The sequence below is a fragment of the Parabacteroides sp. PF5-9 genome, assembly GCF_029893105.1.
In the GTDB taxonomy this organism is placed as follows: Bacteria; Bacteroidota; Bacteroidia; order Bacteroidales; family Tannerellaceae; genus JARXWG01.
Genome location: NZ_JARXWG010000015.1, coordinates 39,504 through 63,475, shown reverse-complemented (window position 1 = coordinate 63,475; position 23,972 = coordinate 39,504). Strand labels below are relative to the sequence as shown.

General features: G+C 41.5%; 23 protein-coding genes. 9 read left to right on the top strand and 14 right to left on the bottom strand.

Annotated features, from left to right (window positions below; genetic code table 11):
* Positions 1-36 precede the first annotated feature (36 nt).
* Positions 37-399, top strand: coding sequence for a CidA/LrgA family protein (locus M2135_RS09820; RefSeq protein WP_280748324.1), 363 nt, complete (start codon positions 37-39; stop codon positions 397-399).
* Positions 380-1,075 (top strand): LrgB family protein, encoded by a 696-nt coding sequence (locus M2135_RS09815; RefSeq protein WP_280748323.1) that lies wholly within the window; start codon positions 380-382, stop codon positions 1,073-1,075. The genes M2135_RS09820 and M2135_RS09815 overlap by 20 nt, the downstream gene beginning before the upstream one ends.
* A gap of 4 nt (positions 1,076-1,079) precedes the next feature.
* Here the strand turns inward: M2135_RS09815 and M2135_RS09810 are convergent, their stop codons facing one another.
* The 4 genes from M2135_RS09810 to M2135_RS09795 form a co-directional block, all read right to left on the bottom strand.
* Positions 1,080-1,577 (bottom strand): ClbS/DfsB family four-helix bundle protein, encoded by a 498-nt coding sequence (locus M2135_RS09810; protein WP_280748322.1) that lies wholly within the window; start codon positions 1,575-1,577, stop codon positions 1,080-1,082.
* 623 nt (positions 1,578-2,200) lie between these two features.
* Positions 2,201-2,731 (bottom strand): DUF1697 domain-containing protein, encoded by a 531-nt coding sequence (locus M2135_RS09805; protein WP_280748321.1) that lies wholly within the window; start codon positions 2,729-2,731, stop codon positions 2,201-2,203.
* 36 nt (positions 2,732-2,767) lie between these two features.
* Positions 2,768-4,297 carry a hypothetical protein gene (locus M2135_RS09800; RefSeq protein WP_280748320.1) on the bottom strand — a complete coding sequence of 510 codons (1,530 nt, stop codon included), beginning with the start codon at positions 4,295-4,297 and terminating at the stop codon, positions 2,768-2,770.
* Entirely contained in the window at positions 4,294-4,968 is a 675-nt protein-coding gene (locus M2135_RS09795) for a hypothetical protein (RefSeq protein WP_280748319.1), read from the bottom strand. Before M2135_RS09795 ends, M2135_RS09800 begins: the two co-directional genes overlap by 4 nt.
* 276 nt (positions 4,969-5,244) lie before the next feature.
* On the opposite strand from M2135_RS09795, the gene M2135_RS09790 reads away from it, so the two are divergent.
* The 3 genes from M2135_RS09790 to M2135_RS15555 all read left to right on the top strand — a co-directional run bounded on the left by M2135_RS09790 (position 5,245) and on the right by M2135_RS15555 (position 7,615).
* Positions 5,245-6,240 carry a hypothetical protein gene (locus M2135_RS09790; RefSeq protein WP_280748318.1) on the top strand — a complete coding sequence of 332 codons (996 nt, stop codon included), beginning with the start codon at positions 5,245-5,247 and terminating at the stop codon, positions 6,238-6,240.
* Positions 6,233-7,201: a hypothetical protein gene (locus M2135_RS09785; RefSeq protein ID WP_280748317.1), complete on the top strand. Its 969-nt coding sequence runs from the start codon at positions 6,233-6,235 to the stop codon at positions 7,199-7,201. Before M2135_RS09790 ends, M2135_RS09785 begins: the two co-directional genes overlap by 8 nt.
* 225 nt (positions 7,202-7,426) lie before the next feature.
* On the top strand, positions 7,427-7,615 hold the full coding sequence (locus M2135_RS15555) for a hypothetical protein (protein WP_348537113.1): 189 nt from the start codon (positions 7,427-7,429) through the stop codon (positions 7,613-7,615).
* Between the two features lie 19 nt (positions 7,616-7,634).
* Here the strand turns inward: M2135_RS15555 and M2135_RS09775 are convergent, their stop codons facing one another.
* Positions 7,635-8,138: an RNA polymerase sigma factor gene (locus M2135_RS09775; RefSeq protein WP_280748316.1), complete on the bottom strand. Its 504-nt coding sequence runs from the start codon at positions 8,136-8,138 to the stop codon at positions 7,635-7,637.
* 298 nt (positions 8,139-8,436) lie between these two features.
* On the opposite strand from M2135_RS09775, the gene M2135_RS09770 reads away from it, so the two are divergent.
* Positions 8,437-9,774, top strand: coding sequence for an NfeD family protein (locus M2135_RS09770; protein WP_280748363.1), 1,338 nt, complete (start codon positions 8,437-8,439; stop codon positions 9,772-9,774).
* Here the strand turns inward: M2135_RS09770 and M2135_RS09765 are convergent.
* Genes M2135_RS09765 through M2135_RS09755 form a run of 3 tightly spaced genes read right to left on the bottom strand, consistent with a single transcriptional unit; the run spans position 9,764 to position 13,863 of the window.
* Positions 9,764-12,634 (bottom strand): hypothetical protein, encoded by a 2,871-nt coding sequence (locus M2135_RS09765; protein WP_280748315.1) that lies wholly within the window; start codon positions 12,632-12,634, stop codon positions 9,764-9,766. The two genes, M2135_RS09770 and M2135_RS09765, sit on opposite strands and share 11 nt — an antisense overlap.
* A 13-nt stretch (positions 12,635-12,647) precedes the next feature.
* Positions 12,648-13,487 carry a carboxylating nicotinate-nucleotide diphosphorylase gene (nadC, locus tag M2135_RS09760; protein WP_280748314.1) on the bottom strand — a complete coding sequence of 280 codons (840 nt, stop codon included), beginning with the start codon at positions 13,485-13,487 and terminating at the stop codon, positions 12,648-12,650.
* A gap of 4 nt (positions 13,488-13,491) precedes the next feature.
* Complete coding sequence (locus M2135_RS09755; RefSeq protein ID WP_280748313.1) at positions 13,492-13,863, bottom strand: DUF4783 domain-containing protein; 372 nt, start codon at positions 13,861-13,863, stop codon at positions 13,492-13,494.
* 89 nt (positions 13,864-13,952) lie between these two features.
* On the opposite strand from M2135_RS09755, the gene rlmH reads away from it, so the two are divergent.
* On the top strand, positions 13,953-14,426 hold the full coding sequence (rlmH, locus tag M2135_RS09750) for a 23S rRNA (pseudouridine(1915)-N(3))-methyltransferase RlmH (RefSeq protein WP_280748312.1): 474 nt from the start codon (positions 13,953-13,955) through the stop codon (positions 14,424-14,426).
* A 223-nt stretch (positions 14,427-14,649) separates the two neighbouring features.
* Entirely contained in the window at positions 14,650-15,624 is a 975-nt protein-coding gene (locus tag M2135_RS09745; protein ID WP_280748311.1) for an alpha/beta hydrolase-fold protein, read from the top strand.
* A gap of 28 nt (positions 15,625-15,652) precedes the next feature.
* Here the strand turns inward: M2135_RS09745 and M2135_RS09740 are convergent, their stop codons facing one another.
* Positions 15,653-18,310 carry a DUF5916 domain-containing protein gene (locus tag M2135_RS09740; RefSeq protein WP_280748310.1) on the bottom strand — a complete coding sequence of 886 codons (2,658 nt, stop codon included), beginning with the start codon at positions 18,308-18,310 and terminating at the stop codon, positions 15,653-15,655.
* Positions 18,311-18,686: 376 nt separating this feature from the next.
* Here M2135_RS09740 and M2135_RS09735 point away from each other — a divergent pair, with 376 nt between their 5' ends.
* Positions 18,687-19,073 (top strand): hypothetical protein, encoded by a 387-nt coding sequence (locus M2135_RS09735; RefSeq protein WP_280748309.1) that lies wholly within the window; start codon positions 18,687-18,689, stop codon positions 19,071-19,073.
* 296 nt (positions 19,074-19,369) lie between these two features.
* Here M2135_RS09735 and M2135_RS09730 read toward each other — a convergent pair whose 3' ends face one another.
* The 5 genes from M2135_RS09730 to M2135_RS09710 form a co-directional block, all read right to left on the bottom strand.
* Entirely contained in the window at positions 19,370-20,320 is a 951-nt protein-coding gene (locus tag M2135_RS09730) for a DUF4421 family protein (protein WP_280748308.1), read from the bottom strand.
* Between the two features lie 78 nt (positions 20,321-20,398).
* Positions 20,399-20,860, bottom strand: coding sequence for a MaoC family dehydratase (locus tag M2135_RS09725; protein WP_280748307.1), 462 nt, complete (start codon positions 20,858-20,860; stop codon positions 20,399-20,401).
* A gap of 86 nt (positions 20,861-20,946) precedes the next feature.
* Positions 20,947-22,059, bottom strand: coding sequence for a D-TA family PLP-dependent enzyme (locus M2135_RS09720; protein WP_280748306.1), 1,113 nt, complete (start codon positions 22,057-22,059; stop codon positions 20,947-20,949).
* Between the two features lie 72 nt (positions 22,060-22,131).
* Positions 22,132-22,605 (bottom strand): RidA family protein, encoded by a 474-nt coding sequence (locus M2135_RS09715; RefSeq protein WP_280748305.1) that lies wholly within the window; start codon positions 22,603-22,605, stop codon positions 22,132-22,134.
* A gap of 22 nt (positions 22,606-22,627) precedes the next feature.
* Positions 22,628-23,947, bottom strand: coding sequence for a gluconate:H+ symporter (locus tag M2135_RS09710; protein ID WP_280748304.1), 1,320 nt, complete (start codon positions 23,945-23,947; stop codon positions 22,628-22,630).
* Between the last annotated feature and the right edge of the window lie 25 nt (positions 23,948-23,972).

Here is a 23,972-nt window from a genome sequence, read left to right as displayed (position 1 = left end):
TATCTAAGTTTGCATGGTTTTTAAAGGTCTATTAGCATGATACGACAATGCGCCATCTTATTTGGCTGTTTGGCATTGGGTGAATGGATTGTTTATCTTACTGGAATCAAACTGCCTTCCAGTATCATAGGAATGTTACTGCTTACCCTTTTTCTTGAATTAGGTTGGATCAAACTGCAATGGGTTCAAGGTCTGGCCGATTTCTTGTCGGCAAATCTGAGTTTCTTTTTTATCCCTCCCGGTATCGCACTGATGTTGTATTTCGATCTGATAGCTGCAGAGATCATACCTATTGCTGTTGCGACGATAGTCAGCACAATACTTGTCCTGTTTGTCACCGGATGGGTGCATCAGGTGACCCGAAAAATGAGTAAGAAAAATGGACTATCTCGAAAATAAATACTTCCTATTATTTATCACATTTGGCGTATTCTTTGTGGCCAAACTGATACAGAAGAAAACCGGGTATGTGTTGCTTAATCCGATTTTACTGACAATTGCCGTATTAATTGTATTCCTCAAAATGACGGGTATTAGTTACGAAACATACAAAAGTGGAGGTGATCTGATCGAGTTCTGGTTGAAACCTGCTGTTGTCGCACTTGGTGTGCCATTATACCTTCAACTTCGACAAATAAAAAAACAGTTTGTACCTATCCTTTTGTCTCAACTTGCCGGATGTGTTGTCGGTACGGTTTCAGTCGTACTTATTGCTCATTTATTGGGAGCGAGTAAGGAGGTTGTTTTATCTTTGGCTCCGAAGTCGGTGACCACACCTATTGCTATGGAAGTCTCTCAAGCAATAGGAGGCATTCCCCCACTCACGACAGCTGTTGTGGTCTGTGTCGGATTGTTTGGAGGCATTATGGGGTTTAAGGTTATGAAACTGCTGAAAATCAATCAACCCATTTCACAAGGACTATCTATGGGGACTGCTGCTCATGCCTTAGGAGCTTCTACGGCGATGGAGATCAGTCATAAATATGGCGCTTATGCCGGGTTGGGGCTAACCTTGAACGGCATATTGACAGCATTGCTTACTCCTACTATTTTGCGGTTAATGGGCTTTTTGTAAATTCCTATTTCAGATGTTGTTTCAGTTTTTTCATCGCCCAATCGTAATGGCTCGAAGTGGCGGAGATACAATAACTCCCCAAATTAGTGGTTCCTGTCCACGGGAAGTATTTTTTTGTGAATAATTCGTCATCGGTAAGTGGCTCGATGAGTTTTATTATTTCAATATGTGTCTCTTTCAATAGTGCAACGGCTTCTTTTAAAGAGGTTGTTTGATGTTTCTTCCAAATCTCAACATTCATTTGGGGATAGGTTTTCCAGTTATAGGGCGTAGGCAGAAAATTGACCGCTTTTCCTGCCAGGTTAGCTGGGAGCCAATGCAGTAACAATTGGTGCCATTCATACAGATGTACCAATACGTCGCGCAGGTTTCTGTCTCTATCTTCAAATGAAAACGTGGCCAGTCGTTTTTCCTCCGACATGGAATCGATCAGTTTCCATAATTTCTCAAATTGACTGTTTGCCAGTACGATCAAGTCGTGTTTATTGGTTGGTCTTGCCATAATCCGTTTTTTCTTAGTGTTTGAATAACAAAAGTAACATTTTTATATTGACTGAAAGGCGTAATCCTTAAGCCGGATAATCAAATTGACACTTTGTTATTTTATCCTCACGAGATTCGTTTATTTGATACATACCACAAGAGTGTTCGGAAAAAAGGCGTGGATTTGAGGTTTATTTTCAAGAGATAAATTGAAAATCATACTGTATTGTCTATTTTTACAGGATGAAAAAATGGCTATTCTGGAGAAAAACGACTGGTTTTGAACCCGTTTTTTGAACTGTTTCCGACTCTCTTTGAAATTTATCCAGATGATTTTTAAAATCATTTGGATGTTTCTCCAAGGTCATCTGCATAACTTGTTGCTGTCATTCAGATAAATTCCCCAAACGATCAGCATAAGTTATTAAGCACATCCCGATTTTTACCGAAAATGCTTAAAATTGCCCTCTGTTTGCCTGAAAAAAGCCAAAGTGCAAGTTAGTAAAAACGGCATAAAACTCTATTTTTGTCATGAAAAAATCATATTTGATGGTATATTGTCAATAGGATCGGATTGCCATAAGTCCACAGAAAGCGGCTGTGGGGTCAGTGTCACCAAACAGGGTAAACATTTAAGTGACCTTATTTATCCACTATTTTAGTCATTGTATTCCAATTGCGGGAGGTAGAAGGCCGTTTTAATAACTGTTTGATCGTCGGATTGGTGACTTTAGCCCGGCCGACACCTACTTTATAATAAATATAAATCAGATTGTCTTTAAGATAATAATCAGCATCTTCTTTTTCGTCTTTGAGAATGACCATCCCTCTGCCGGACGAAATTGTTTCATGGAACATTACGACCATCCTTTTGGAATTATCTGATTCTGTCTCTGAGTCGAAGGGATTATTGGCCAGAATAAATTCCAGATCCTCTTTTGATTTAACGAAGACTGCAACAGTTAATCCCCATTGTTGTTCGATAAGTTGCTGGAGATGCTTTTCTGTATCCTCTTTGCTTTTTTTTGTTTCAAGGATCACATTTCCACTGTTCAGATATGTGTCGACTTGACTATATCCTTCATTCGTCAACAAATGTTTCAATGTAGCCATGCTGATAGTCGCATTTCCTCCAACATTAATTCCTCTCAAAAATACAATGTAGCGATTCATGTGAGATAGATCTTATCTTTTTCAAAGATACATCTTTTATTTCACAACAGGCGAGATCATTTTGTTTATAAGAATATAGGAAGAAGGCGGTGGACCGGAAACCTTATTAACTGTCACTGTCATAGCAGCGGGAAGCGAACGATAGGCTTCATCTGTATAGGGTAATCCTTCTTTTCCTTTTATATCATAGTAGATTGTTGTTTCGCCTGAAAAGTTCGTATTTGGAATGAATGTGATTCTCCCTGTTATGGGATTATATTCCCATTTTCCTGCTGTAGTGGTATGACTATTTGCTGCTATTTTCGTGCCATCTGCTAAGATGAAACGGAAAGAAGTCGGATCGATATAATTTGTATTACCAGCCTGATCTTTGGATATTACCCCTTGGTAGGCGAGATCATTGACTAATGGAAAAAAAGATACGGGCGTGTAATTGTCCGTTGTTGCGAAATCCGGGTTGGCTTCTGCTGCACTGGGTAATGTGATGACTACATGTTTGATCAGGTGAATATTTGTTGCAGAACCTGTTGCGGCAGCAAAACCGATTTTTAAATATTCGGGAGCAGTGGTGTTAAGAGTCACGATTTTGTCGGCTCCCCGAGTGGTTGAAGAGTTGTTGTCTCCACCTGAGAGGTTACTGGGCATCGCATTCTCGACATAAGTTGTCTGCTCTTTGTAATGATAATTGTTGATAACTGTTGTCGTGGTAATATCTGTCCACTTGATTTTTACTGTAATATAAAAACCGTTATCCGGATGAGGATAGATCTCGATAAATGCTTTTCGGGTTCCGGCTAAGGAGAAATTACCTCCGGTAGTCCTAGTTGTCTCCAAATAGGAGCCATTGTTTTGCAAGGTGAACGTCTTTCCTCCAAATGTAGCGGAAGAGATTAATGTCGGATAACCGGTATATCGATCCTCCATCCCGGGAACAACCACCCCATTGTATCGATACGGCTCCCCTTTGGCTCCTCTCAGCGTGACTTCGCTATTGCTTTGTGAAGTCACAATCCCGTTTCTTCGCTCTTTCGCCTCCCACCTTCTTCCTTTAAAATTACCATAGGTGTCGAAACCGATTCCCAAATAGGCGCCGGCAAGTCCGGGTGCCCTATTGGGGTGATTCGTGCCCAATGTTCGGTTATACGCATACCCTAATCCGGCGCCGGAAGCTCCGATATTAGAATTGTCGGCATTAAAAAGGAAAACGGTCATTCCATCCCCATTTCCACTTCCTCCATAAAACATATATTCAAATTCTATTTTGATCCCATTCTGGGATTTAAATTGTTTGTTGTTGATAAAGACGGTGCCGAATTGGTTTGGGGTGGCGGGAGTTAATCGCAACCCATCGGATGTAAATGTGGCTGCGTTTGTTCCTGCATTGGGTATTGGCTTTGTACATTCGCTTGGTTGAGCAGTAGATAAGAAACTTTGTACATACGGAAAATCACCATAAATACTTTGCCCCGAGAGCTGCATATAGCAAGCAAAAAATAGACAGACGAAGAGGATTTTTCCTTGACCGTTTTTTAACTGAAATATAGTCATCGCTCTTCTTTTGATCATTTTATTACAAATACAACATTTACAAACGACCAGGGCGTGGCACTATTTATCACTTCATAATACATCTTGCCATCTTCTAAAAGGACAAATTGCCTGAATACAGTCTCATCATAAGAGGTTACATAATAGTATAAGTCGGTTGCGTTTTCGAAAACAGGTATTTGGGCTGGAGCTCCCTGGCTGATCACTTTGGGTGTTAGAAATTGATCTTTGTAGACTTTATGTAAATCTATCGGTATGGGGTTCCATCCGATTGAAGAGGTATTAATGGGCAACGAAGGCATGTAGAAGAATTTTTCTCGTCCTTCTTTACCTGCAATCAATACCCACTGTTCTCCATTCCACATATAAAGCCCTTCTTTTAAACTTTGAGCCGAAACAGAGCGGACGTTATATACCACAAGGCCTGTATGTTTCTTTTTCTCATCATCTGTTCCTCCGTTGGCCAAAAAAGGCTTCAGTGAATTTTTTTCTTCTAAATTCACACGGGAGAAGAGTACGCCTCCTCCATTAAGACCGGTTGTTGGACCACCGGAAGTTGTGGCATTAAAACTTTTAATCTCTAATAAGGCTGCTTTTTCAGGTTCACTGCCGGAACCGATGGTTACTTGTGCGGACAGATCGAGTACGATCAACAGAAAAAATGTTGTTATTAAAATCCGAATATTCATAATTTGTAGAAGTTATTACTCTGATGCAAACAGGCTTTGATTGTTTGTGACGTTTTGATTTTGCAAAGTACCTTTATTCATATGAAGATCTCAATAAAAAAAACAAGAAAACGAGGTTGATTTTTTCAACTATTTGACAAACAAAAGTGTTTTAGTTATAGGAAAGTGGAACTTTTGCGGTTTTTAGATTTTTAATGCGACTCATTGTTTTCTAATTTTGTATTGTTGAAAAGGAGATACAAACTTGTTGTTTTTGCATAATAATGAGCCTTAACTATGGATAAATTACAGTATAAAGCTATCGCCGATAAGATAGTGTCCCAAATACCTGTACATCTAAATCCGATCGATTTTCTGGCAGATGTATTAGACCTGAGTAAAGAGTCTGTATATCGGAGAGTCAAAGGGAAAGTTCCTTTTACAGTGAATGATTTTGTGAAACTCTCCTCAACGCTGAGTGTATCGATGGATGAAGTTTTATTTTCAAACAGAGCGGATTATTTGAATTCCAAATCGACTGTGTTTGCCTTTCATGGCAATAGGGCGTTTGATACAGAAGAGACCTTTTATGATCTTCTTTTGACCTGTGCAAATGGAGTAAAAAAAATGAATGAAGTTCAACATACGGAATTAATAGCCACTTTTGATCGTGTCATGATATCGACTGCAGCATCATATGACTATTTATTTAAATATCACTATTATAAATGGATGTGTCAGATGCGGCAGATGCCGTTGGATTTTCGATTATCAGATGTTGAACTGCCGGAACGTATAATCGCTTTACAGAAAAAGGTCAGTGATTATAAAGCTGTAGGTAAACAGACGTACATCCTTCATCCCTATTTTATAAAAAACTCGCTGATGGAGGTGCACTATTATTATAAAAGAAAGTTGATCTCAGAAGAGGAGATCGTATTGATACAAAACGATTTTTTCAGCTTAATCGATTCGCTTGAAAATAAATTGAAGCAGCCGGATGCGTCTGCAAACAATGAAACTCATATTTATCTTTCAACTTTTTCGATAGAATCGACCGGCCTCTCTATGCAGTATGATCATAAAGTGAATGCGCTTTTTAGTGTGTATCCCGGTGCATATATTGTCTCGCGAGATCCTGAAATCTGTAAAGCATATACCTATTGGCTTCACTCGCTAAAAAAGTATGCGAGTCTGATAAGTGGATGTAATGAAGCTTTGCAAACGAAATTTATAGATACACAACGTGAGTTTGTTGTGAATTTGGTAAACAAGACATACACCTATGATTGATCTTGTCAGGAAAAAAATAATTAGTACGATTTTAAGTAAGATACCATCGCAAATAAAACCGGTTGATTACCTCTCAGACAGTCTTGATCTGGGAAAAGAATCGGTCTATCGGCGGTTAAGGGGAGACATGGCTTTTACGCTTCATGAAATTATAAAATTATCATTGGAACTCGATTTCTCGATCGATGAGATTGTCAAGGGGCCAAAAGAGAACCGTTTGTATGTCGATTTGCACATAGCGAATAACCCGGAAGAGACTTTTTTTAAACGACTTCAGAAATATAGTGAAGAACTGGAACACCGAGTCTATAAGACAACGTCTTATACGGTAATGGCACTTAACTATTTACCGGTTGCGTTCAGTACGCATTTTTCTGAATTATTTAAATTCGTCTATTATACTTGGTTGCATAGAACACATAATGGGATATCGAGACTTTGTTATTCGGATGTTGTCGTTTCACCGGAATTAGCATCTTTACGGGAGCGATTGGAGGTAAATACCCGGAAAATAACGCATAATACTTTTATTCTGGATGCGAATGTTTTTCTCGCTCCCTTAAAAGAGGTGCACTATTTCTATACCATTCATTTAATCAATGAGTCAGAGTTAGCCTCAATCAAAAAGGCTTTTCACCAGATGATCGACTCCGTGGAAAAAACAGTACGGACAGGTTGTTCGGATTCCGGCACGACTTATGACTTCTATTTGTCAAGCATAAATATTGACCATAATAGTAGTTACAATGTATGGAATAACGAGATTATATCCTCTTTCAGTTTTCATCTTTTGGAGATGACTGTTTTTCTCAATGCCGAATTGAGTGAGGCACATAAAAGGTGGCTGGACGCATTGAAAAAATATTCAACGTTGATCACACAATCGAATGAACTCATTCAGGCTGCCTATTTTGAAAAGCAAAGACGATTTATCGAAGATGTAGGAAGTGTGCGTTTTTAATATCCTCAAAAACATTTTTCGGCTGTTGTTTGGTTTATTTTTTTGATATTCGGTCGACTAAAGCGAAACAATTTGGTTTTTGTACTCAATTGCCGGATGATCGTTCATTAACCTGTTTGGGTGATGAACCCTTCAATCCGGCATGTAAACAATATGTAGAAAACACCGATTGGCTATTGACAGAAGCGTTTTGCCTTTATCGGGATAAAGAGGTTTTCAAACCCTATGAAAAAAAATCATTGTACAGCACTCGAAGCCGGAAGGCTGGCGCAGGAGTTGAAAGTGGCTAATCTCATTTTATATCATACGGAAGATAGTAACCTGACAGATAGAAAGCAATTGTACAGAGTTGATCTGTCTTTTCCGGAAATGTGTATGTTTCCAACGATCTGGAAAGTATCTTATTATAACTGATTCGTTAGTGGTTGCAATCTTATCTATAATCCTTTAGCGTCTTTTGTAACTCTTGGCGTGCAAAGAAAATGCGGCTCTTAATTGTTCCAATAGGCAGATCCATTTTTTCGGCAATCTCATGATATTTGTAACCACTGACAAATAGCGAAAAAGGAATACGCAATTCGTTATTCAGGTTCTCGATAGCCAGTGAAATTTCGCTTAGTGCATGTGATCCTTCAGGAGTGTCAAGGCCGGAATCGTTCATAACATCCAGGTTGTAGACATCGGCACCTTGATCGATTACAGTTTGTGCACGAACTACCTTGTGGTAATTATTGATGAAGATATTGCGCATGACTGTCATTACCCAACCTTTAAAGTTAACGTTGTCAACAAACTTTTCCTGACTGTCTAATACTTTTAAAGTAGTGTCTTGAAGCAAGTCGTGGGCATCATCTCTGTTTGCAGTAAGCATGAGGGCGAAGTTGAACAGGTTTTCCTGCATTCCAACTAATTTTTTCTGAAATTGTAGTGTGTTCATAGAATTATAAATTAAATTTGTTATATTATCTTGTTGTCTTTTCACACTGCAAATATATCGGGACAAATTGGGGTGGGAAATTTTGAAAAAAGAAAAGTCAGTGACAAATCGCAATTCATTCGTTTTCTCTAAAAAAGGCCTGAAAATGAACAGAATTTACAACTCATTCAAGTTGTATATTCCAACATTTACAACAAGGTGATTATAATTTGCAACAAACGATTATTAAAATATACATCAGATGAACATCCGCTACGCTATCCTTGTTTTACTTCTCTTGTCCTTTTGGGGAGGGGAAATGCTTTATGCTGCCAATAATCAGTCACATACTGTTTATAAAATAGATATCCGAAAGGAAATCGATAATACTACACGTATCTATCTGGCTAACGGATTGAAAGAGGCCAACCAGCTTGGCGCCGATGCCATTCTGATCCATATGAATACCTATGGTGGTCTGCTCGAAGCAGCCGACTCTATGCGTACAGCTATTCTGTACAGCCCCATTCCTGTTTATGTCTTTATCGATAACAATGCTGCTTCGGCCGGTGCACTGATATCGATAGCCTGCAAGAAAATTTTCATGCGTAAAGGAGCCAATATTGGAGCAGCGACGGTGGTCAATCAAACCGGAAGTGAATTGCCCGATAAATACCAATCCTATATGCGTTCCATGATCCGTTCAACGGCAGAAGCACAGGGCAAAGACACCACAGTCACAGCAGGGGATACCCTTATTACATGGAAAAGAGATCCACTTATCGCCGAAGCAATGGTAGACGACCGGACAGTTATTCCTAACCTGATCGACAGCGGCAAGGTGCTTACCCTGACTGCAGAAGAGGCTATCTATTGGGGGTATTGCGACGGCATAGCCGAATCGGTCGATGAAGTGATTTCCCGTTATTTAGATTTTCCGCAGTATGAATTGAAAAGTTATACCCCTTCCTGGCTCGACAACCTCAAAGGTTTCCTGATGAGTCCGGTTATTCAATCGTTGTTGATTCTGATCATCATCGGTGGGATCTATTTCGAATTACAAACACCCGGTATCGGTTTCCCTTCGGCAGCAGCTATTCTGGCGGCCATTATTTATTTTGCACCTTTATATATAGAAGGGTTAGCGCAAAACTGGGAGATCTTGGTTTTCATTGTAGGTTTGCTCCTTATCGGAGCCGAGTTATTTATTATACCCGGATTTGGGGTGGCCGGCATAAGCGGGATTATTTTCATGGTCTTCGGTTTGACGATAAGTCTGCTCGACAACACCCATTTCAACTTCGAAGGTGTTTCTGGTACGGATACCGGGCGAGCAACCCTCACTGTATTGATGGGCTTGGTTATGGCCTTTGTGTTTATCATCTGGTTTTCCCATAAAATCGGATCGAAAGGCATATTTCGCAAAGTGGCTTTAGTCGCCGACCTCGAAGAATCTATCTCTGTACCTGTTTTAACGGATATACTCGAAAAAGAAGGAATTGCTGCCACTGTATTACGTCCGTCGGGGAAAGTCGAAATCGCCGGTGAGTTATACGATGGTGTTTCCGATTCTGGTTTTATCGAAAAAGGAGAACCGATCCGGGTTGTCCGTTTTGAAAATGCCCAGGTGTATGTGATTGCTATTCCTAAAAACTAAAAGAGAAGAGCACCTCAGCCTTAAACTTCCCATAATCGATCGGTTGGATCATCCGTACACCCAATACAAGCGGATAGTTCATCCGTATCACATTCCAATCGAACAACAGGTCGCCCCCATACGCGCTCTGTGTTTGCCATTTGTACCCTTTTTCAGGTTGATTACGCGTGTAATCAAAGAACAGATTCGCTCTGACGCGTTTAATGTAAACAAAGGCTCCCAGATTCCAGTCTGGATAAAATAATGGCAGCGCATAATCGGCCTTTAATTGCAATTGTTGGCGTGTGCGTGTCAAATAGTCATACCCTCTGGTCTTATCGAGAAGTCGCTTGGGGATATAAAGTGTTTTATCATCTACATTTTGATATTGATAACCGGCTCGGATCATCAGGCTATGACTACGAACAATTCCCGGCCAATAAGTCGTCAGCCGTGTAGCATACAACTCTCCGAAATTCTCTTTGCTCATGGGCGTCGCAAGATATTGTAAACGCAATTGGTATCCCCAGCGCGGAAGAATATCCTGTACCGCTTGCCGACGGTAATTGTAGTGGTGCAATTCTGCTAATACATACTGGAAATTGCGGAATTTTCCACTCTCTTTTTCCTGATATTGGTTGTTCGTAAAGTTGTAGGTGATGATCGGTTGTAGTCCACGGATATAATGATTACGCGTAAAATTAAAAGGAATATATAATCGTGCTTCAGCTTCCAGTTGATGACGGTCGGTAGGAATCTGGCGAATCACCTGCCGCCCCTCCTCATTCTCCTGCCATCCCAGCTTATAGGCGTCACCACCATATTCCACGCTCAGGTTGACTACAGGATACCACCCTTTATACGTAAAGTCGAGTTTGCCATGGTGATGTTTATCACTATAAAACCAACCCGCCTGAACAATCGCCGAATTGAGTGCATTTTGTGACAAAACCATTGCTCCCGGCCTGACGATCGTACTGAAATCATCCGTTCCTCCGCTGATCACATCACTCACATCATAATAAAACGGCGCCCAGCTATGTATATTAAATGTATGAACTCCTTTCCGGTATGGTTTCGGATGGAATGCCACAGGTGTAAGCGTAGCTGTATCCAGATTGAAGTTCTCCTGCTCTCTTAATACCTCTGCCAATTCAAAGCGATACGGATGATCAAAATCGACTTCTTCATGATGTAGACTGTCGGTAGGCAATACCCCGACACGGTAACCCTTCGCTTGATAATCGGCAAATAACAACTGTCCGTTGGCTGGAGAAAAAGCCGGAGTGAACGCGCCGAACCGAGCATCTGTTATTCGTTCTGTTTTTCCGGTGGAAGGGTTAAGTGTATAGATATTATTTGTTCCGCTCAATCCCGATTCAAAATAAAGTTTTCCTTCATGCCATATCGGTGAGGTGATATTAGCCGACGTTGTTGGTAGCCACTCGTCCCATTTGTTTGAGGTACGATCGAGATAAAGAATAGCCGTTCCGGAATCATTGACAACAACAATAACCAAATTCCCTTTGTCGTCAAACGTTAGTTCTTTGGCAAATGCATTAGCCGGAATATCGTAAGTTGTGGTCTCTTCGCTCGAGTTCAGGTCAATGATCACCACCTCGTTGCGTCCATTTAATTGCATCCGTGAAGCAGCTATTATACCATTGCGCTCATCGATTTCCGGAGATAACAATCGCTCTCCTGGCGTTAGTGTACGGACTTTTTTCGTATCGAGATCGAATGATTTAATCACCGAATAATTTTCATGTGTCCATCTGAGGCCAGCGACAATTTCCGACCAGTAGACTGTTCTGTTATGCAAACGAATCCGTCCGTTCAGTGCGCCCAGGTAAGTCAGGTGTTTCTCCCGTCCATTTGTCAGAGCGACCAATGAATTGATGTCCTTCAAACCCGACTTGACAGCAATCACAGTTGACTTATCCAGCGGTTGCGGATATTGATAAGAGGTATATTGTTTTGTTTCGGGTGATAGATAATCCGGCGTTTGGCTGGTGGTATCTACTCTCTCCCAACCCTCCTGCAGATAGGCAAAAGTATCATGGTAAAGTCCTTTTACATTACGCCCGGTGAACTTTTTCACTCCTGTATAGAACGGACTGAAATGAAAATAATGAGTCAGATACCGGTCGGTTACTCTTTTCCAGATATCCGCTCCATAGCGGTAGCGGGCATACGAGGTTATATTATAACCCAATGCGTAAAAGTTGCCGGTATATTTTCTGTATGAACCCATATACCATTGATCGAAAGTGTAATTTTTGCCGGTGCCCAATATTTGTGCCCGGTAAGGCATACTGAACTCCGGCAGATCGCCGCGCCCACCGTTAGACATGGCCGTTTCAACCCCTACAGCATCCCCTTCCAGATACCATTGCGGTAAAAAGAAGGTAGCCAGAGCAGAGGTCTGCTCGCCAATCAGGTAGTATAATACATTAAACCCTTTCCGCATCACTTTGCTGGTCTGTAGTACGTGGCGCGACTCATGGGTCGATAAATGTTTGTCCCAGCTTTGTCCCGACAGTTTGGAAGAGGGGGTTGTGATCAGTTCCATGCGTCGCGGCGCCCATGCCACTAATCCGTTCGACTGCATATTTGCCGGATGCAGGATTACCGGAAAGCGGCGTTTGCTCTCCGCTCCGATTGTTTTTTGCAAAGGCTGATACACATTTTCCAGATATAACGCATACCGATAAGCCATCGAATCGTTTCCCTGTGGAAAAATCAGACGGTAGTGAGGAAGATCAACATAATTCCACCTGAACCGGGCGGGGTCGGTTCCGTAGTCTAAAAATTGAGCCTGTAAGCTTATCGTTGTTAATAAAACGAAAGCAAACAGGCTAATATATTTTCTGAAAATCATTTCGATTAGAATATCAACTAGCTTTAAGGCTCATATCCAAACTTTTGACAGAGTGAGTCAGTGCGCCAACAGAGATATAATCCACGCCGGTCTCAGCATAATCACGTAAGGTGGCAAATGTGATACCGCCCGACGACTCCAGTTCATACCGTCCGTTTACACGTTTCACAGCTTCACGGGTATCTTCAACATTGAAATTGTCGAGCATAATCCGGTCGATACCTCCGATACGCATGGCTTGCTCCAGTTCATCGAAATTGCGTACTTCAATCTCGATTTTTAGCTTTTTATCTTTCGCTTTAAGGTAATTTTGTGCTCCGGTAATGGCTTGTTCGATACCTCCTGCAAAGTCGACATGATTATCTTTTAGTAAAATCATGTCAAAGAGGCCGATACGATGATTAACACCACCGCCTATTTTTACCGCTTCCTTTTCGATCATCCGCATGCCCGGAGTGGTCTTGCGGGTATCCAGTACACGTGTACGGGTACCTTCCAACGCTTTGGCATAACGCCGGGTGGTGGTTGCAATACCACTCATACGTTGCATGACGTTCAATACGAGGCGTTCGGTCTGCAACAATGATTGCACTTTTCCTTCAACAATAAAGGCGATATCACCTTTTCTCACTTCGGCGCCATCATGAATATATATGGTAATTTTCAACGCGGGATCGAATGCGTGAAAAATACGTTTGGCCATTTCGATACCAGCCAATACACCGTCTTCTTTGATAATTAACTGACTCTTTCCCATCGCATCGGCAGGGATAGAAGATAGAGTGGTATGATCGCCATCGCCGATATCCTCCGCGAAGGCCAGTTTGATTAATTCGTCAATAAGATGATCCATCTTTTTATTCTATTCTGATTGATTGAATGATTGCTTTGTTGTTTTCGGTGCGATAGGTCACATTCACGCGGTATTCTTTGTTCGCTGTCATTAACTTTCCGACAAAAAAACCGCTTTCGTTTTTATCGGCATGATGAACCACAGAAAAGCCTGTCGGTTTATTGCCGGAGAAAAAACGATTCAAAAGAGCAACCGCATCGTTCCCGTTTGTTTTTTTGGATGAACCGGGAATGGCCACATCCACTTCGCTGTCCATAGCCGAAGAAAGACCTGATGCATTACCTGAACTGAATGCGTTCGATATCGTACTGATATCGGCTGCCTGCATACTCAAAAAGGAGAATACCAATGCAAACGTAACTAAAAATCGTTTCATAATTGTCTCTTTATTTGTGAGTAAATTAAGACAAAGGTACGTATTTTCTCCTAACTTTGCCGTTGTAAACCTGATAAATATCAAACCTGATGAAGATCGTTTTTGTTGTGATCGGTAAAACTGATGCCCGGTGGATCAATGATGGTATTGCTGAATACACAGGACGCCTCGTCCATTATATCCCCTTTGAAATGACAGTTATTCCGGATATCCGGCGCACGGCTAACCTGACAGAAAAACAGCAAAAAGAAAAAGAGGGCGAGTCTATTCTTAAAACGCTCCAGGCAGGTGATCACGTTGTTTTACTCGACGATAAAGGGAAAGATTTTACCTCCATCGACTTTGCTACATATATAGAAAAAAAGAGGCATACCATACCCAAGCGGTTGGTGTTTATCGTAGGAGGCCCTTACGGATTCAGTGAGGCTGTTTATCAGGCCGCTTCAGAAAAAATATCCCTGAGTCGTATGACTTTTTCGCATCAATTGATCCGAGTCGTTTTTCTTGAGCAGTTGTATCGGGCAATGACCATCCTCCGCAACGAACCTTATCACCATGAATAAACGGGTGCACTAATAATTTTTTCATTTGTCCTGTGATTGCCACAGGCTATCCGGATTATAACTGTTCTGATTAATTTGTCTGCTACACCTTCATGTGAAATTAAACTATTCATTCTTTTTTTTGTCTTTGTTAAGTGAGTTGTGTTTTATCAATACGTTCTTCGATAATAACAGAACTTTCAAAGAAACAGAAAAGGTTAATTAATAATCAAAAAGAAGTATTATGGATAGTCAATTAAGACACACAGGTATTCGAGTAGTGATCTCTTTCATTTTATGTGTTTGGTTCGGAAACGGAACTCTTTCAGCTACAGGCGATCTATTCTCGGATCAACAAATACAAAGAGGCACAGCTATGCCCGACAAAAGCAACGATATGGAGTTGAAGGCCTTGTTGGATGAAACTGTAGACAAGTTTGTTCAATTGGAGTTTAAAGACGCTGAAACCGGAAAGACCATGTCTTACAACCTATTTATACCGGATAATTATGATGAAGCCACCTTATATCCTCTTGTCTTGTTTATCGCCGACGGTAGCACAACTCAAAAAGATGTGAAGGTCCCTTTAACCCAAGGGTATGGTGCCGGAGTATGGGCCACGACCAAAGAGCAGACGAAACATCCTAGTTTTATTCTTGTTCCCCAATATGTCTCGGAAACGGTCGTAAACGATGATTTTGAAACATCTTATGAGGTGGAGATGACTATTCGTTTGTTAGAGGCGGTAGTCGATCAGTACAGCATAGATAGGAACCGGCTTTACACTACCGGACAGTCTATGGGGGGAATGATCTCCATGTATTTTAATATCACTTATCCCGATCTTTTTGCAGCATCTATCTATGTGGGATGTCAGTGGGATACGGAAAAAATGGCTGGTTTTGCTCATGATAAATTTTTCTATATCGTTGCTGCCGGAGATAAAAAGGCTCCCAAAGGTATGATAGCCTTAAGAACAGTGCTGGAGAACGAACAGGCTAAGATCAGTTCGGCGGAATGGAGTGCCAAACTTTCTCCCCAAGCCCAGGAGGCTGAGGTGCAAAAACTCTTAGCTGAAGGTAATCAGATCCATTTCGTTGTATTTACATTAGGTAGTGTTTTACCGGATGCCGGACCAGGCAATGAACATATGTGTTCCTTTGACTACGCGTATAAACTGGAAGGGGTAAGAGACTGGCTGTTTAAACAGACAAAATAATTTCCCGTCTTACCCCAAAAGGGCGTTGTCATAAGCTAAACCAGTAATTCAATTTAATCATAAACGTGTTGGATGCCGGTATGTTAAACATCCGGTCCAGATTGTTTCCCCAACCTGATACATAATGGTTGTCTCTGTTTGACATACTGTGTTCCCATACCAGATAGAGTGTCGAACCGGGTAAATATTCCCAGCGTGCGACAAGATTGGAACGGAATTCATTGAAACTGAAATCCGGATTACGCATACGTGTCTTCTCGTCCGGAGTGAGTTCGCGTGTCCGGTTTTCATAAATATCCGATTTGGTGTCGGCCGCCGCTCTAAACTGGTCGTATCTCGCGATTGAAGTAAAAGGAGCACCATAGAATTGCACGGAAATATCGGGTGTAATATTGACTTGTGCCCGTAAGGTGACACCATAAGTCCTTTGCTTCATCCGACCGAGCAGATAGGTTGTCTTTTCATCGGCCTGAAGCGGAGATAATACACCTGCATATTGAAATTCATTTCTATCCCGGTAGATTGTAAATTCACTTTCCAAGAGCAGATGATTGCCGATCCGGTAGTTGAAACTCGGATTAAGCGAATATTCCATTTTGCTACCGTTTAAATTCCTGTTACTGATATAATCGAAAGCAAAAGAGAACGGTTGCGACTGATCTGTGAATACACCCATCGAATTCCAATAGGCTGCAGGTAAGCGCATATCCGGGCCGCCTCGCAAAAGACGGTTGTCATGGCGATTGACCAGAAACGTTTGTGTCACCCACCACCCATATCTGTTTTTTAACGTAGCATCCCAGCGAAGCCTGAACCTGTTTTCATTGATCTGACCGTCGAAATCCCACGTGTTTTCCTGATTGAATTGAAGTTGAGTGGAACGGAATATAAACCAGGGACTATTTTGATTGAAAGAGATGACTGTTTGATTATGAAGCTGATCGGCTCTTGCCAGATAACCGACATCATTCAGATCGAATCCCGGCGTGTACCAGGTGAATTTTTCCGAGATATTCCATTTTGAGTTTCCTTTGCGTCCGACTTCAACATAACCGCCTGTTCCATTGAGGGAGGTTCGTGTCGGGTCGACCCCTAAATAACTTTGTGCAGATTCCCGCTGGTAATAATGAACCGAGTTGTATTGTTTCCGGGTAATGGCTTCCGCCGTTCCGTGCAAAGAACTAAACATTGCTTTGGTTTCGATGTAATATAATCTGTTTTTGAAATACTGCGTAAAATCTATTCCGGCCGTGAAAGCATCTTTTATCAATAAATTTTTTAAATGCGGTTCGTCTAAGGCCCGGTTCACGGACGTAATCATTCCTCCCAATAAGGTGTTCCCCTGCCAGTTTTTTTGCAAACGTCCGACTGTATAGTTCGTCAAGGGTTCGATCACAACTTTCTCTTCTGTTCCATTTTGTGTCACGTTGGATGAAATACGGGCGGTCACACTTTGCAGAACGCCTATGGTGATGCCGTTTTTATTTGTTCCGGTCAGTTTCAATGCACCAATGATCGGAACATTTTTTGCTGTCTGTGCAAAACTGGTTTGATGATCAACATCGGGACTATAAGAAGGCATTGCGCCCAAACGACGCGAATAGAACATATCGTTACTTCCTCCCGGTGCCAGGCTGAAAATATGACTTCCTTCGAGAAAGAAAGGCCGTTTTTCATCATAAAAAGTTTCCTGTGTTGTCAGATTCATCACGGAAGGATCTTGTTCGACCTGTCCGTAATCGGGATTGACGGTCAGGTCTAATGTGAAGTCGGAAACCGCCAGTTTCGCATCGAGTCCGACATTACCTGACCAGCGATCACCGGTTTGGTATGGACTACCGTCGATCCGGGGTTCTCGCAGATATTCCCCCGAAGCATACGGGCTTATTTCGAGCCCTTTTGAACGCGGAAGTTCTTTCATGCCGTGTAGTTCTCCGAAAGAATAAACATAGCCGTTCCGATTTTGCGGGATAAGACTCCAGTATTGTACTTCGTTTCCTTTGTAGATGACCCGGCGTACATGCAGCCCCCAGATGCCATCTTCCTTGTTCTGGCGATAGCGCAGTTGGGTGAATGGTATACGGAATTCGGCCGACCAGTAACCAGCTTGTTCATTAACGGCACTTCTTCCTTCCCATACGGCATTCCAGCTTCGGTTATTAACCAGTTGGTCGGTAATCATCATATCTGCTTTTGTGCCACCAGCATTCAATACAAACTGTGTGGCTACCCGATAGTCGTGATAGGGATCGAACGAAACACTGACCAGATCGCCGATCTCTTCGTCGCGGTTTCCGACAAATCGCCGGATGGTTGCCGGATGAAGATCGTGGCAGATAATACCAACATAGATATATCTGTTGTCATAAAACAGTTTCATCTGCGTGTTGTATTCCGAAAGACCTCTTTCTACCGGCTGTGATTGAACAAATGGTTCTGACCAGTCGCCATGGGTAGACCAGAATTCTTCGGTTAACTGCCCGTCTATATCGGGATTGAAATTTTCTACTTTCGTTGCCTGATAAACCCGTTTATACGCATCCTCAAAAGGAATTAATACAATGCTGTCGGTCTGTACTGTTTGTGCGTTGCCGGTAAATGCATATAAGAACCCCCATAAAACGAAGAATGATTTGAAAATATGTTGCGTACAATTAAAAAGGGAATTCTTTTTTCTACTTTTCATAACAATAAATATAAAATAAACATTCGATTGACTGGTGCAAAAGTAATAACAGATGATACGATGAGGTTATATGAGTTTCTTTATCACGAAAAAAAAGGGACTGAAAACGAAAAATAGCTAATTAGCAAACCTGTTACGATGTTAGCTATTTGATACTCAGATCATTGATTAGATTTTATTGTTTTTCGTTTTTATACCCCAATTTTTCCTTTTCACGAAAATATCGAAACAACCTGTTGTTGATTTGTATTCCTTTGTATCAACAAATTTAATTTGTTCTATGATTAATCAATGATTTGTTGATGGATTAAATTGATTTGTTTGTGTTTTTAATAATAAATAGGTTTTAAGTATAAATTAGGTAAAAGATTAGGTTATGAAACGTTTAGTATTGGCAGTAGCGGCCTTAGTTTTTAGCGCTACAATGAGTTTAACACAGGCACAGGATGCAAGTAAACAACCTTTCTCCTCTGGTTTCAGTCAGTTAAGTTCTTTTTTGGAACTGGCTCCGTATCAGAAGAGTGAAGTGGCAAAGATCAATGACTATTTCATGGAGATGCAATCGAATAGTCTGACAGCCACTTCGGATCTTAAAGAACAGAAGATGCACCAGGCCGTATACGGGAATCTGAAATTAATGAAAGAAGTATTAACGGCAGAACAGTATCGCAAATATGTTATGCTGCTCAATATTACGAATAACAATAATCGGCTGTTAGGAGATTACGTGGTTGCTGATACGTATCTGGCCCACACAAAGTAAATAGGTTAGTATTAGTCAGAAGAAGGTGTCCGGGAGGATACCTTTTTTTGTGTGTACCAAGAGGTTTTTTAGAATCTTGAGATCACTTTTTAGAATCGTTTGAATCACTTTTCTGTTAGAGGTACCTCTAAATTTGTTTAGACGTACCTCTAAATCGATTTACACGTACCTCTAAATTATTTTAGACGTACCTCTAACAAAAAACAGAGGTAGGTCTAACAGAAAAGTGTTCATTAAGGTGCAGATAAAGCAATCGGCCGCTTTAATTTTTTGTTCGGATAAATAAGTTTGTCTTCTCAAAAAGGAAGTTTGTCCAATAGCTTGGAAAGAAACGGGAGATCCTCTATCCGGTGTATATAAGAGAGTTGAAATTTGCCGGCAAGCAAAGTGATGGAATGGTCTTCCGTGTAAGATGGAAATGTAATATTACTAATATACACAAAACTCATGGCCCATTTTTCATGATTATAGCCAATCGACATCCGGGGGAATACGGTGGGATAGACTTCCAGTTTCTGCTTGCCGAAACTACTGACTTTTTCGCTTCCGAAATTTATCCCAACCGTACATGAGCCATTGATAAACCACCGTTTACCCAAAACCCAAGTATATGCATAACCAGCACTTAATCCGAATTGAAAATTATCAAAACTTCTACGATCCATATACACAAAGGAACTATCGGATGTAATCTGTGTCACATAAATCCCTCCTCCCAGCAACAAACTGCCGGCAGAACGTAGTTGTTTTTCATTTTGTACAAATGCTGCTTTATAGGAGAATTTTTTATTATTGACAATATAGTTGGCGTTCATTCCGTACTGCCGCACACTTAAATCCGGAGATAAGATAAACGGTTCACTCCTTTTTTTATCTTCCATATAAAACCCTTTATATCGCTGAAGAAAAAGGTCAAAAACAAATTTTCGGTCGTAATGATGGTATTGCCAGTCTATAAACCGCGTCTTTCCAAACTTTTTTTCCCGAAGAAAATCAAACGGATAACCATAGGCAAAACTCAATACCGAATTCTTCCATGACAGTCCTACCCCCAACCGCGCCGGATTATTCGGGAAATAGGTTTGTTCGCTTTGCGGCTGGATGGTCTCCAAAAAGACAAAGTCTTTAGCGACAAATCCGATAATCATCAGTTTCTGATCATAGCTGCCGATAAAAAGAGAATCTACCTGAGCAGAGGCTATGCAGGAAGAAAACGCAATGAATAATAAGAGATACTTTAATTTCAAATCGCACATATTTTGAACGGGCAAAATTAATCTATTTCCCCGACAGCTTCAAAATACAGGTTATTCAGAGTCTTTTTTTTAATTATTGAAATGGTATAAAAAGATGATTGTCCCTTCAAAGGCGCTCTTCGGACAATCTTTGATCTCCATAGTCGCTCGCAGTTCGGCTTTGGCTATTCCACGCAGATTAGTCAAAGTCAACAGTTTTACCCGTACACGAATCTCACTCCCGACAGTTACCGGCTGATTGAATTTCAATTTATCAACACCGTAGTTTATCAGTGATTTCACATTGCGGACATCGGCGATCTGTGCCCACATGTGGGGCAGAACAGATAAGGTTAAGTAACCGTGTGCAATCGTCGTACCAAAAGGACTTTCATTTTTTGCTCTTTCCTCGTCTACATGTATCCATTGATGATCCATAGTCGCATCGGCAAAAAGGTTGATCTGCTCCTGGGTTATCTTTAAATATTCTGAAACACCCAGTTCTTTACCTACATATTGTTCAAACTCATCATAATTGTTGATAATAACCATAGCACACTTTTGTTGATTTTGTGCAAAGATAACGGATTTTAGTCATATACAATCCAAAAGAAATGAACATTAATTGGTGAAATTCCTTAATAATCACTAGGCGGTATATATCGATCGCGAGCCATCACTCGCCAATAAGTCGGTTGTTGGTTTTTCTCTACCACATAAGTTCTGTCATATAAGGCGACAGTTGGACAAATATGAACCGGAACACCGTAGAACACATCTCCAAGGGCATATGCGCTGCTATCGGGGACTTTCAAGACCAGATGTTCCTCACTTTGTGCAGTCGGAATAGCCTCCGGTGCATTCAAAAAATGAACACGGGGCAATGGATTCTCTGCTGCTACCGACTTATACCCTAAATCGATGCAAATATGATTTTTATCAATGACAGATATGACGCGGGAAATAAGTAATGCTGCAAATTCAAACGACATATCTTTCAACATCTCTTTATATCCCCAATCCCAGAAAACAAAAGTGCCCGGACTACATTCACAGTTCGCCCGATGCATATGAACGGGGAAAGTCGGGGTTCCACCCATGACCATCACAAGCTGTTCCTCAAACAGCGAACACATCTTTTCATACACCCCATACACTTTTTCAAATGCACGATTGGCAGCATGTTGGCGTGAGATGATTTCCCGGTCATGAATATGTCCATCATACCCATGAAGCCCCCGTATATGAAGATGGGATAGTTTGAATATTTTCTGCACCAACATAAACGCATTTTCCGGGTGAATCCCCGTGCGGTTCATCCCGATATTCAGATCAATAAAAATATCCATAACCAAGTCCGCTTGTTGCGCAAGATATGCGACAAAACGTCCATTTGCCTCATTGTCAATCAGGCAAGAGAAGCGTGTTTGAGGGTATTTGGCAATTATTGTCAGCAGACGCCGTACCTTCGGGCCTACGGGCTGATAGGCCAATAAGACATCTGGAGCACCCGCTATTGCCAACATTTCGGCTTCAGCTATTGTCGCACATTTAAACTTATTGATACCTGCATCAAGCATCATCCGGCAGACTTCAACCATCTTATTGGTTTTGACATGAGGGCGCAACTTCTCCGTTCCTCCGGCCATCCGTATGACTTCGGTTATATTTCTGCGAATCCTTTCCGGATAGACTACCAATGCCGGAGAATCGATCTCGTCAATATGATCTATTTGATACCAATCTTTCATACTCTTATAAAAAACAGAGGATGTCTCAAAAGCAAGATGTACTTTTGAGACACCCTCCGTGTTTTATTTCAATCAATACAATTCAAATATAGCTTCAATCTCTACCGGAATATTATCCGGCAATGATCCGAAACCTACGGCACTTCGGGTTCCGACTCCATTATCCGATCCCCAGACTGCTGCGAATAATTCACTGCATCCGTTGATCACATAAGGGTGTTTCTCAAAATCAGGCGTACAATTGACCATACCCAGTACCTTGATCAACCGCTTCACTTTATTTAAACTTCCCAGATGCTGCTTGATGGTTGCCAACATAGCCAGTCCGACCTGTTGAGCGGCCTGTTTTCCTTCATCCATACTCAGATCTTCCCCTATACGACCAATGATCAATGATTTATCATCCTTTAAAGGACCGTGACCTGAAAGATATAAGTATTTACCGTCCACCACAAGAGCCGGTTTGTAAACTCCGAGTGCTGCCGGAGCAGGAGGTAATGTTAAACCTAATTTTTCAAATTGTTCGTCTGCATTGTACGTACTCATACATCAACTGTTTTTAGCGTTATTAAATAAATATATTTAAAATCATTACTCCGACCAAGCCAACGATAGAAACGATTGTTTCCATCAATGACCATGACCGGATCGTATCTTTTATACTCAGGTTGAAATATTCCTTAAACAACCAGAAACCCGAATCGTTGACATGGGAAAACATCAAACTTCCGGCGCCTAAAGACAAGACCATCAAATTGGGGTTGACTCCTCCTTGTGTAATCAGCGGCATTACAACTCCTGCTGCTGTTAAGCCGGCAACAGTTGCCGAACCGACACATACACGGATCACTGCAGCTATCAACCAACCCAGGATAAGCGGATGAACAGGCAGTTTCTGGAAAGCTGTAGCCAGTTCCATACTCACCCCGCTATCCTCCATCACCTGTTTAAAGATACCCGATCCTGCTATAATCAAAAGAATCGGTGCGATATCTTTAATCGCGTCAACATAGACCGCCATAACGTCTTTGACCTTTCTTCCCTGGCGCAAGCCTAACGTGTAGGTTGCTACAATCAGAGCGATCAACATGACCACTGAAGGTGAACCGACAAAAGCAACGACATCCGCCACTTTCCCAGGCATATCTCCGAAAGCATACGGTATAGCCGTAGCCAAAATAAGCAAGAAAACAGGAAGCATAGCGGTAGAAAAGCTATTGACTTTTCCTGGCATACTGTAGGCACAGTCTAACTCCTTCTTCTCAAACAATTTCAACGGACCGGTTTGAATATTCCGGAGCGTCCGGCCAAATAGAGGACCGGCAAGGACAATCGCAGGAATAGCAATCAGCATACCATAGATGAGGGTCATGCCGATATTGGCATTAAACAAGGCAACCAACGCTACAGGCGATGGATGCGGCGGCAGGAATCCATGAGTCACCGATAATGCAGCCAACATGGAGACTCCCATATAAACCGCAGGTAACTTGTATTGATTCACAATAGAAAAAACCAACGGGATTAACAACACAAAGCCAATCCCATAAAACAAAGGAATACCGACTATAAAACCGGTAATCATCAGCCCCCATTGAATATAACGGGTACCGAAAAGGTCGACCATTACATCCGCAATCTTCTGTGCCGCACCGCTTTCTGCAACAAGCTTACCCAACATTGCTCCAAGAACAATGATCAGTGTGAGGCTACCCAGAATATTCCCGATCCCATTATCGATTGTTTTCGGCAAATCCGTCAACGGTATTCCCAAGCCGATCCCGGCTAAGATGGAAATCACGATAAAGGAAAGGAAGGCATCGATTTTGAAATACGAGATCATGACGATCAATAAGGCCAAGCAAAGGATAATTACAATAAATGACATGATATTGATGTGATTAAGTTAGTAT

Excerpts from the sequence above, each read along its gene's own strand:
- M2135_RS15555 (WP_348537113.1), top strand. The coding sequence starts at position 7,427 with ATGAAAAAAAATCATTGTACAGCACTCGAAGCCGGAAGGCTGGCGCAG.
- M2135_RS09800 (WP_280748320.1), bottom strand. The coding sequence starts at position 4,297 with ATGATCAAAAGAAGAGCGATGACTATATTTCAGTTAAAAAACGGTCAA.
- M2135_RS09770 (WP_280748363.1), top strand. The coding sequence starts at position 8,437 with ATGCTTTATGCTGCCAATAATCAGTCACATACTGTTTATAAAATAGAT.
- M2135_RS09735 (WP_280748309.1), top strand. The coding sequence starts at position 18,687 with ATGAAACGTTTAGTATTGGCAGTAGCGGCCTTAGTTTTTAGCGCTACA.
- M2135_RS09725 (WP_280748307.1), bottom strand. The coding sequence starts at position 20,860 with ATGGTTATTATCAACAATTATGATGAGTTTGAACAATATGTAGGTAAA.
- M2135_RS09815 (WP_280748323.1), top strand. The coding sequence starts at position 380 with ATGGACTATCTCGAAAATAAATACTTCCTATTATTTATCACATTTGGC.
- M2135_RS09810 (WP_280748322.1), bottom strand. The coding sequence starts at position 1,577 with ATGGCAAGACCAACCAATAAACACGACTTGATCGTACTGGCAAACAGT.
- M2135_RS09805 (WP_280748321.1), bottom strand. The coding sequence starts at position 2,731 with ATGAATCGCTACATTGTATTTTTGAGAGGAATTAATGTTGGAGGAAAT.
- M2135_RS09745 (WP_280748311.1), top strand. The coding sequence starts at position 14,650 with ATGGATAGTCAATTAAGACACACAGGTATTCGAGTAGTGATCTCTTTC.
- M2135_RS09820 (WP_280748324.1), top strand. The coding sequence starts at position 37 with ATGATACGACAATGCGCCATCTTATTTGGCTGTTTGGCATTGGGTGAA.
- M2135_RS09775 (WP_280748316.1), bottom strand. The coding sequence starts at position 8,138 with ATGAACACACTACAATTTCAGAAAAAATTAGTTGGAATGCAGGAAAAC.
- M2135_RS09710 (WP_280748304.1), bottom strand. The coding sequence starts at position 23,947 with ATGTCATTTATTGTAATTATCCTTTGCTTGGCCTTATTGATCGTCATG.
- M2135_RS09795 (WP_280748319.1), bottom strand. The coding sequence starts at position 4,968 with ATGAATATTCGGATTTTAATAACAACATTTTTTCTGTTGATCGTACTC.
- M2135_RS09740 (WP_280748310.1), bottom strand. The coding sequence starts at position 18,310 with ATGAAAAGTAGAAAAAAGAATTCCCTTTTTAATTGTACGCAACATATT.
- M2135_RS09765 (WP_280748315.1), bottom strand. The coding sequence starts at position 12,634 with ATGATTTTCAGAAAATATATTAGCCTGTTTGCTTTCGTTTTATTAACA.
- M2135_RS09790 (WP_280748318.1), top strand. The coding sequence starts at position 5,245 with ATGGATAAATTACAGTATAAAGCTATCGCCGATAAGATAGTGTCCCAA.
- M2135_RS09755 (WP_280748313.1), bottom strand. The coding sequence starts at position 13,863 with ATGAAACGATTTTTAGTTACGTTTGCATTGGTATTCTCCTTTTTGAGT.
- M2135_RS09785 (WP_280748317.1), top strand. The coding sequence starts at position 6,233 with ATGATTGATCTTGTCAGGAAAAAAATAATTAGTACGATTTTAAGTAAG.
- nadC (WP_280748314.1), bottom strand. The coding sequence starts at position 13,487 with ATGGATCATCTTATTGACGAATTAATCAAACTGGCCTTCGCGGAGGAT.
- M2135_RS09720 (WP_280748306.1), bottom strand. The coding sequence starts at position 22,059 with ATGAAAGATTGGTATCAAATAGATCATATTGACGAGATCGATTCTCCG.
- rlmH (WP_280748312.1), top strand. The coding sequence starts at position 13,953 with ATGAAGATCGTTTTTGTTGTGATCGGTAAAACTGATGCCCGGTGGATC.
- M2135_RS09715 (WP_280748305.1), bottom strand. The coding sequence starts at position 22,605 with ATGAGTACGTACAATGCAGACGAACAATTTGAAAAATTAGGTTTAACA.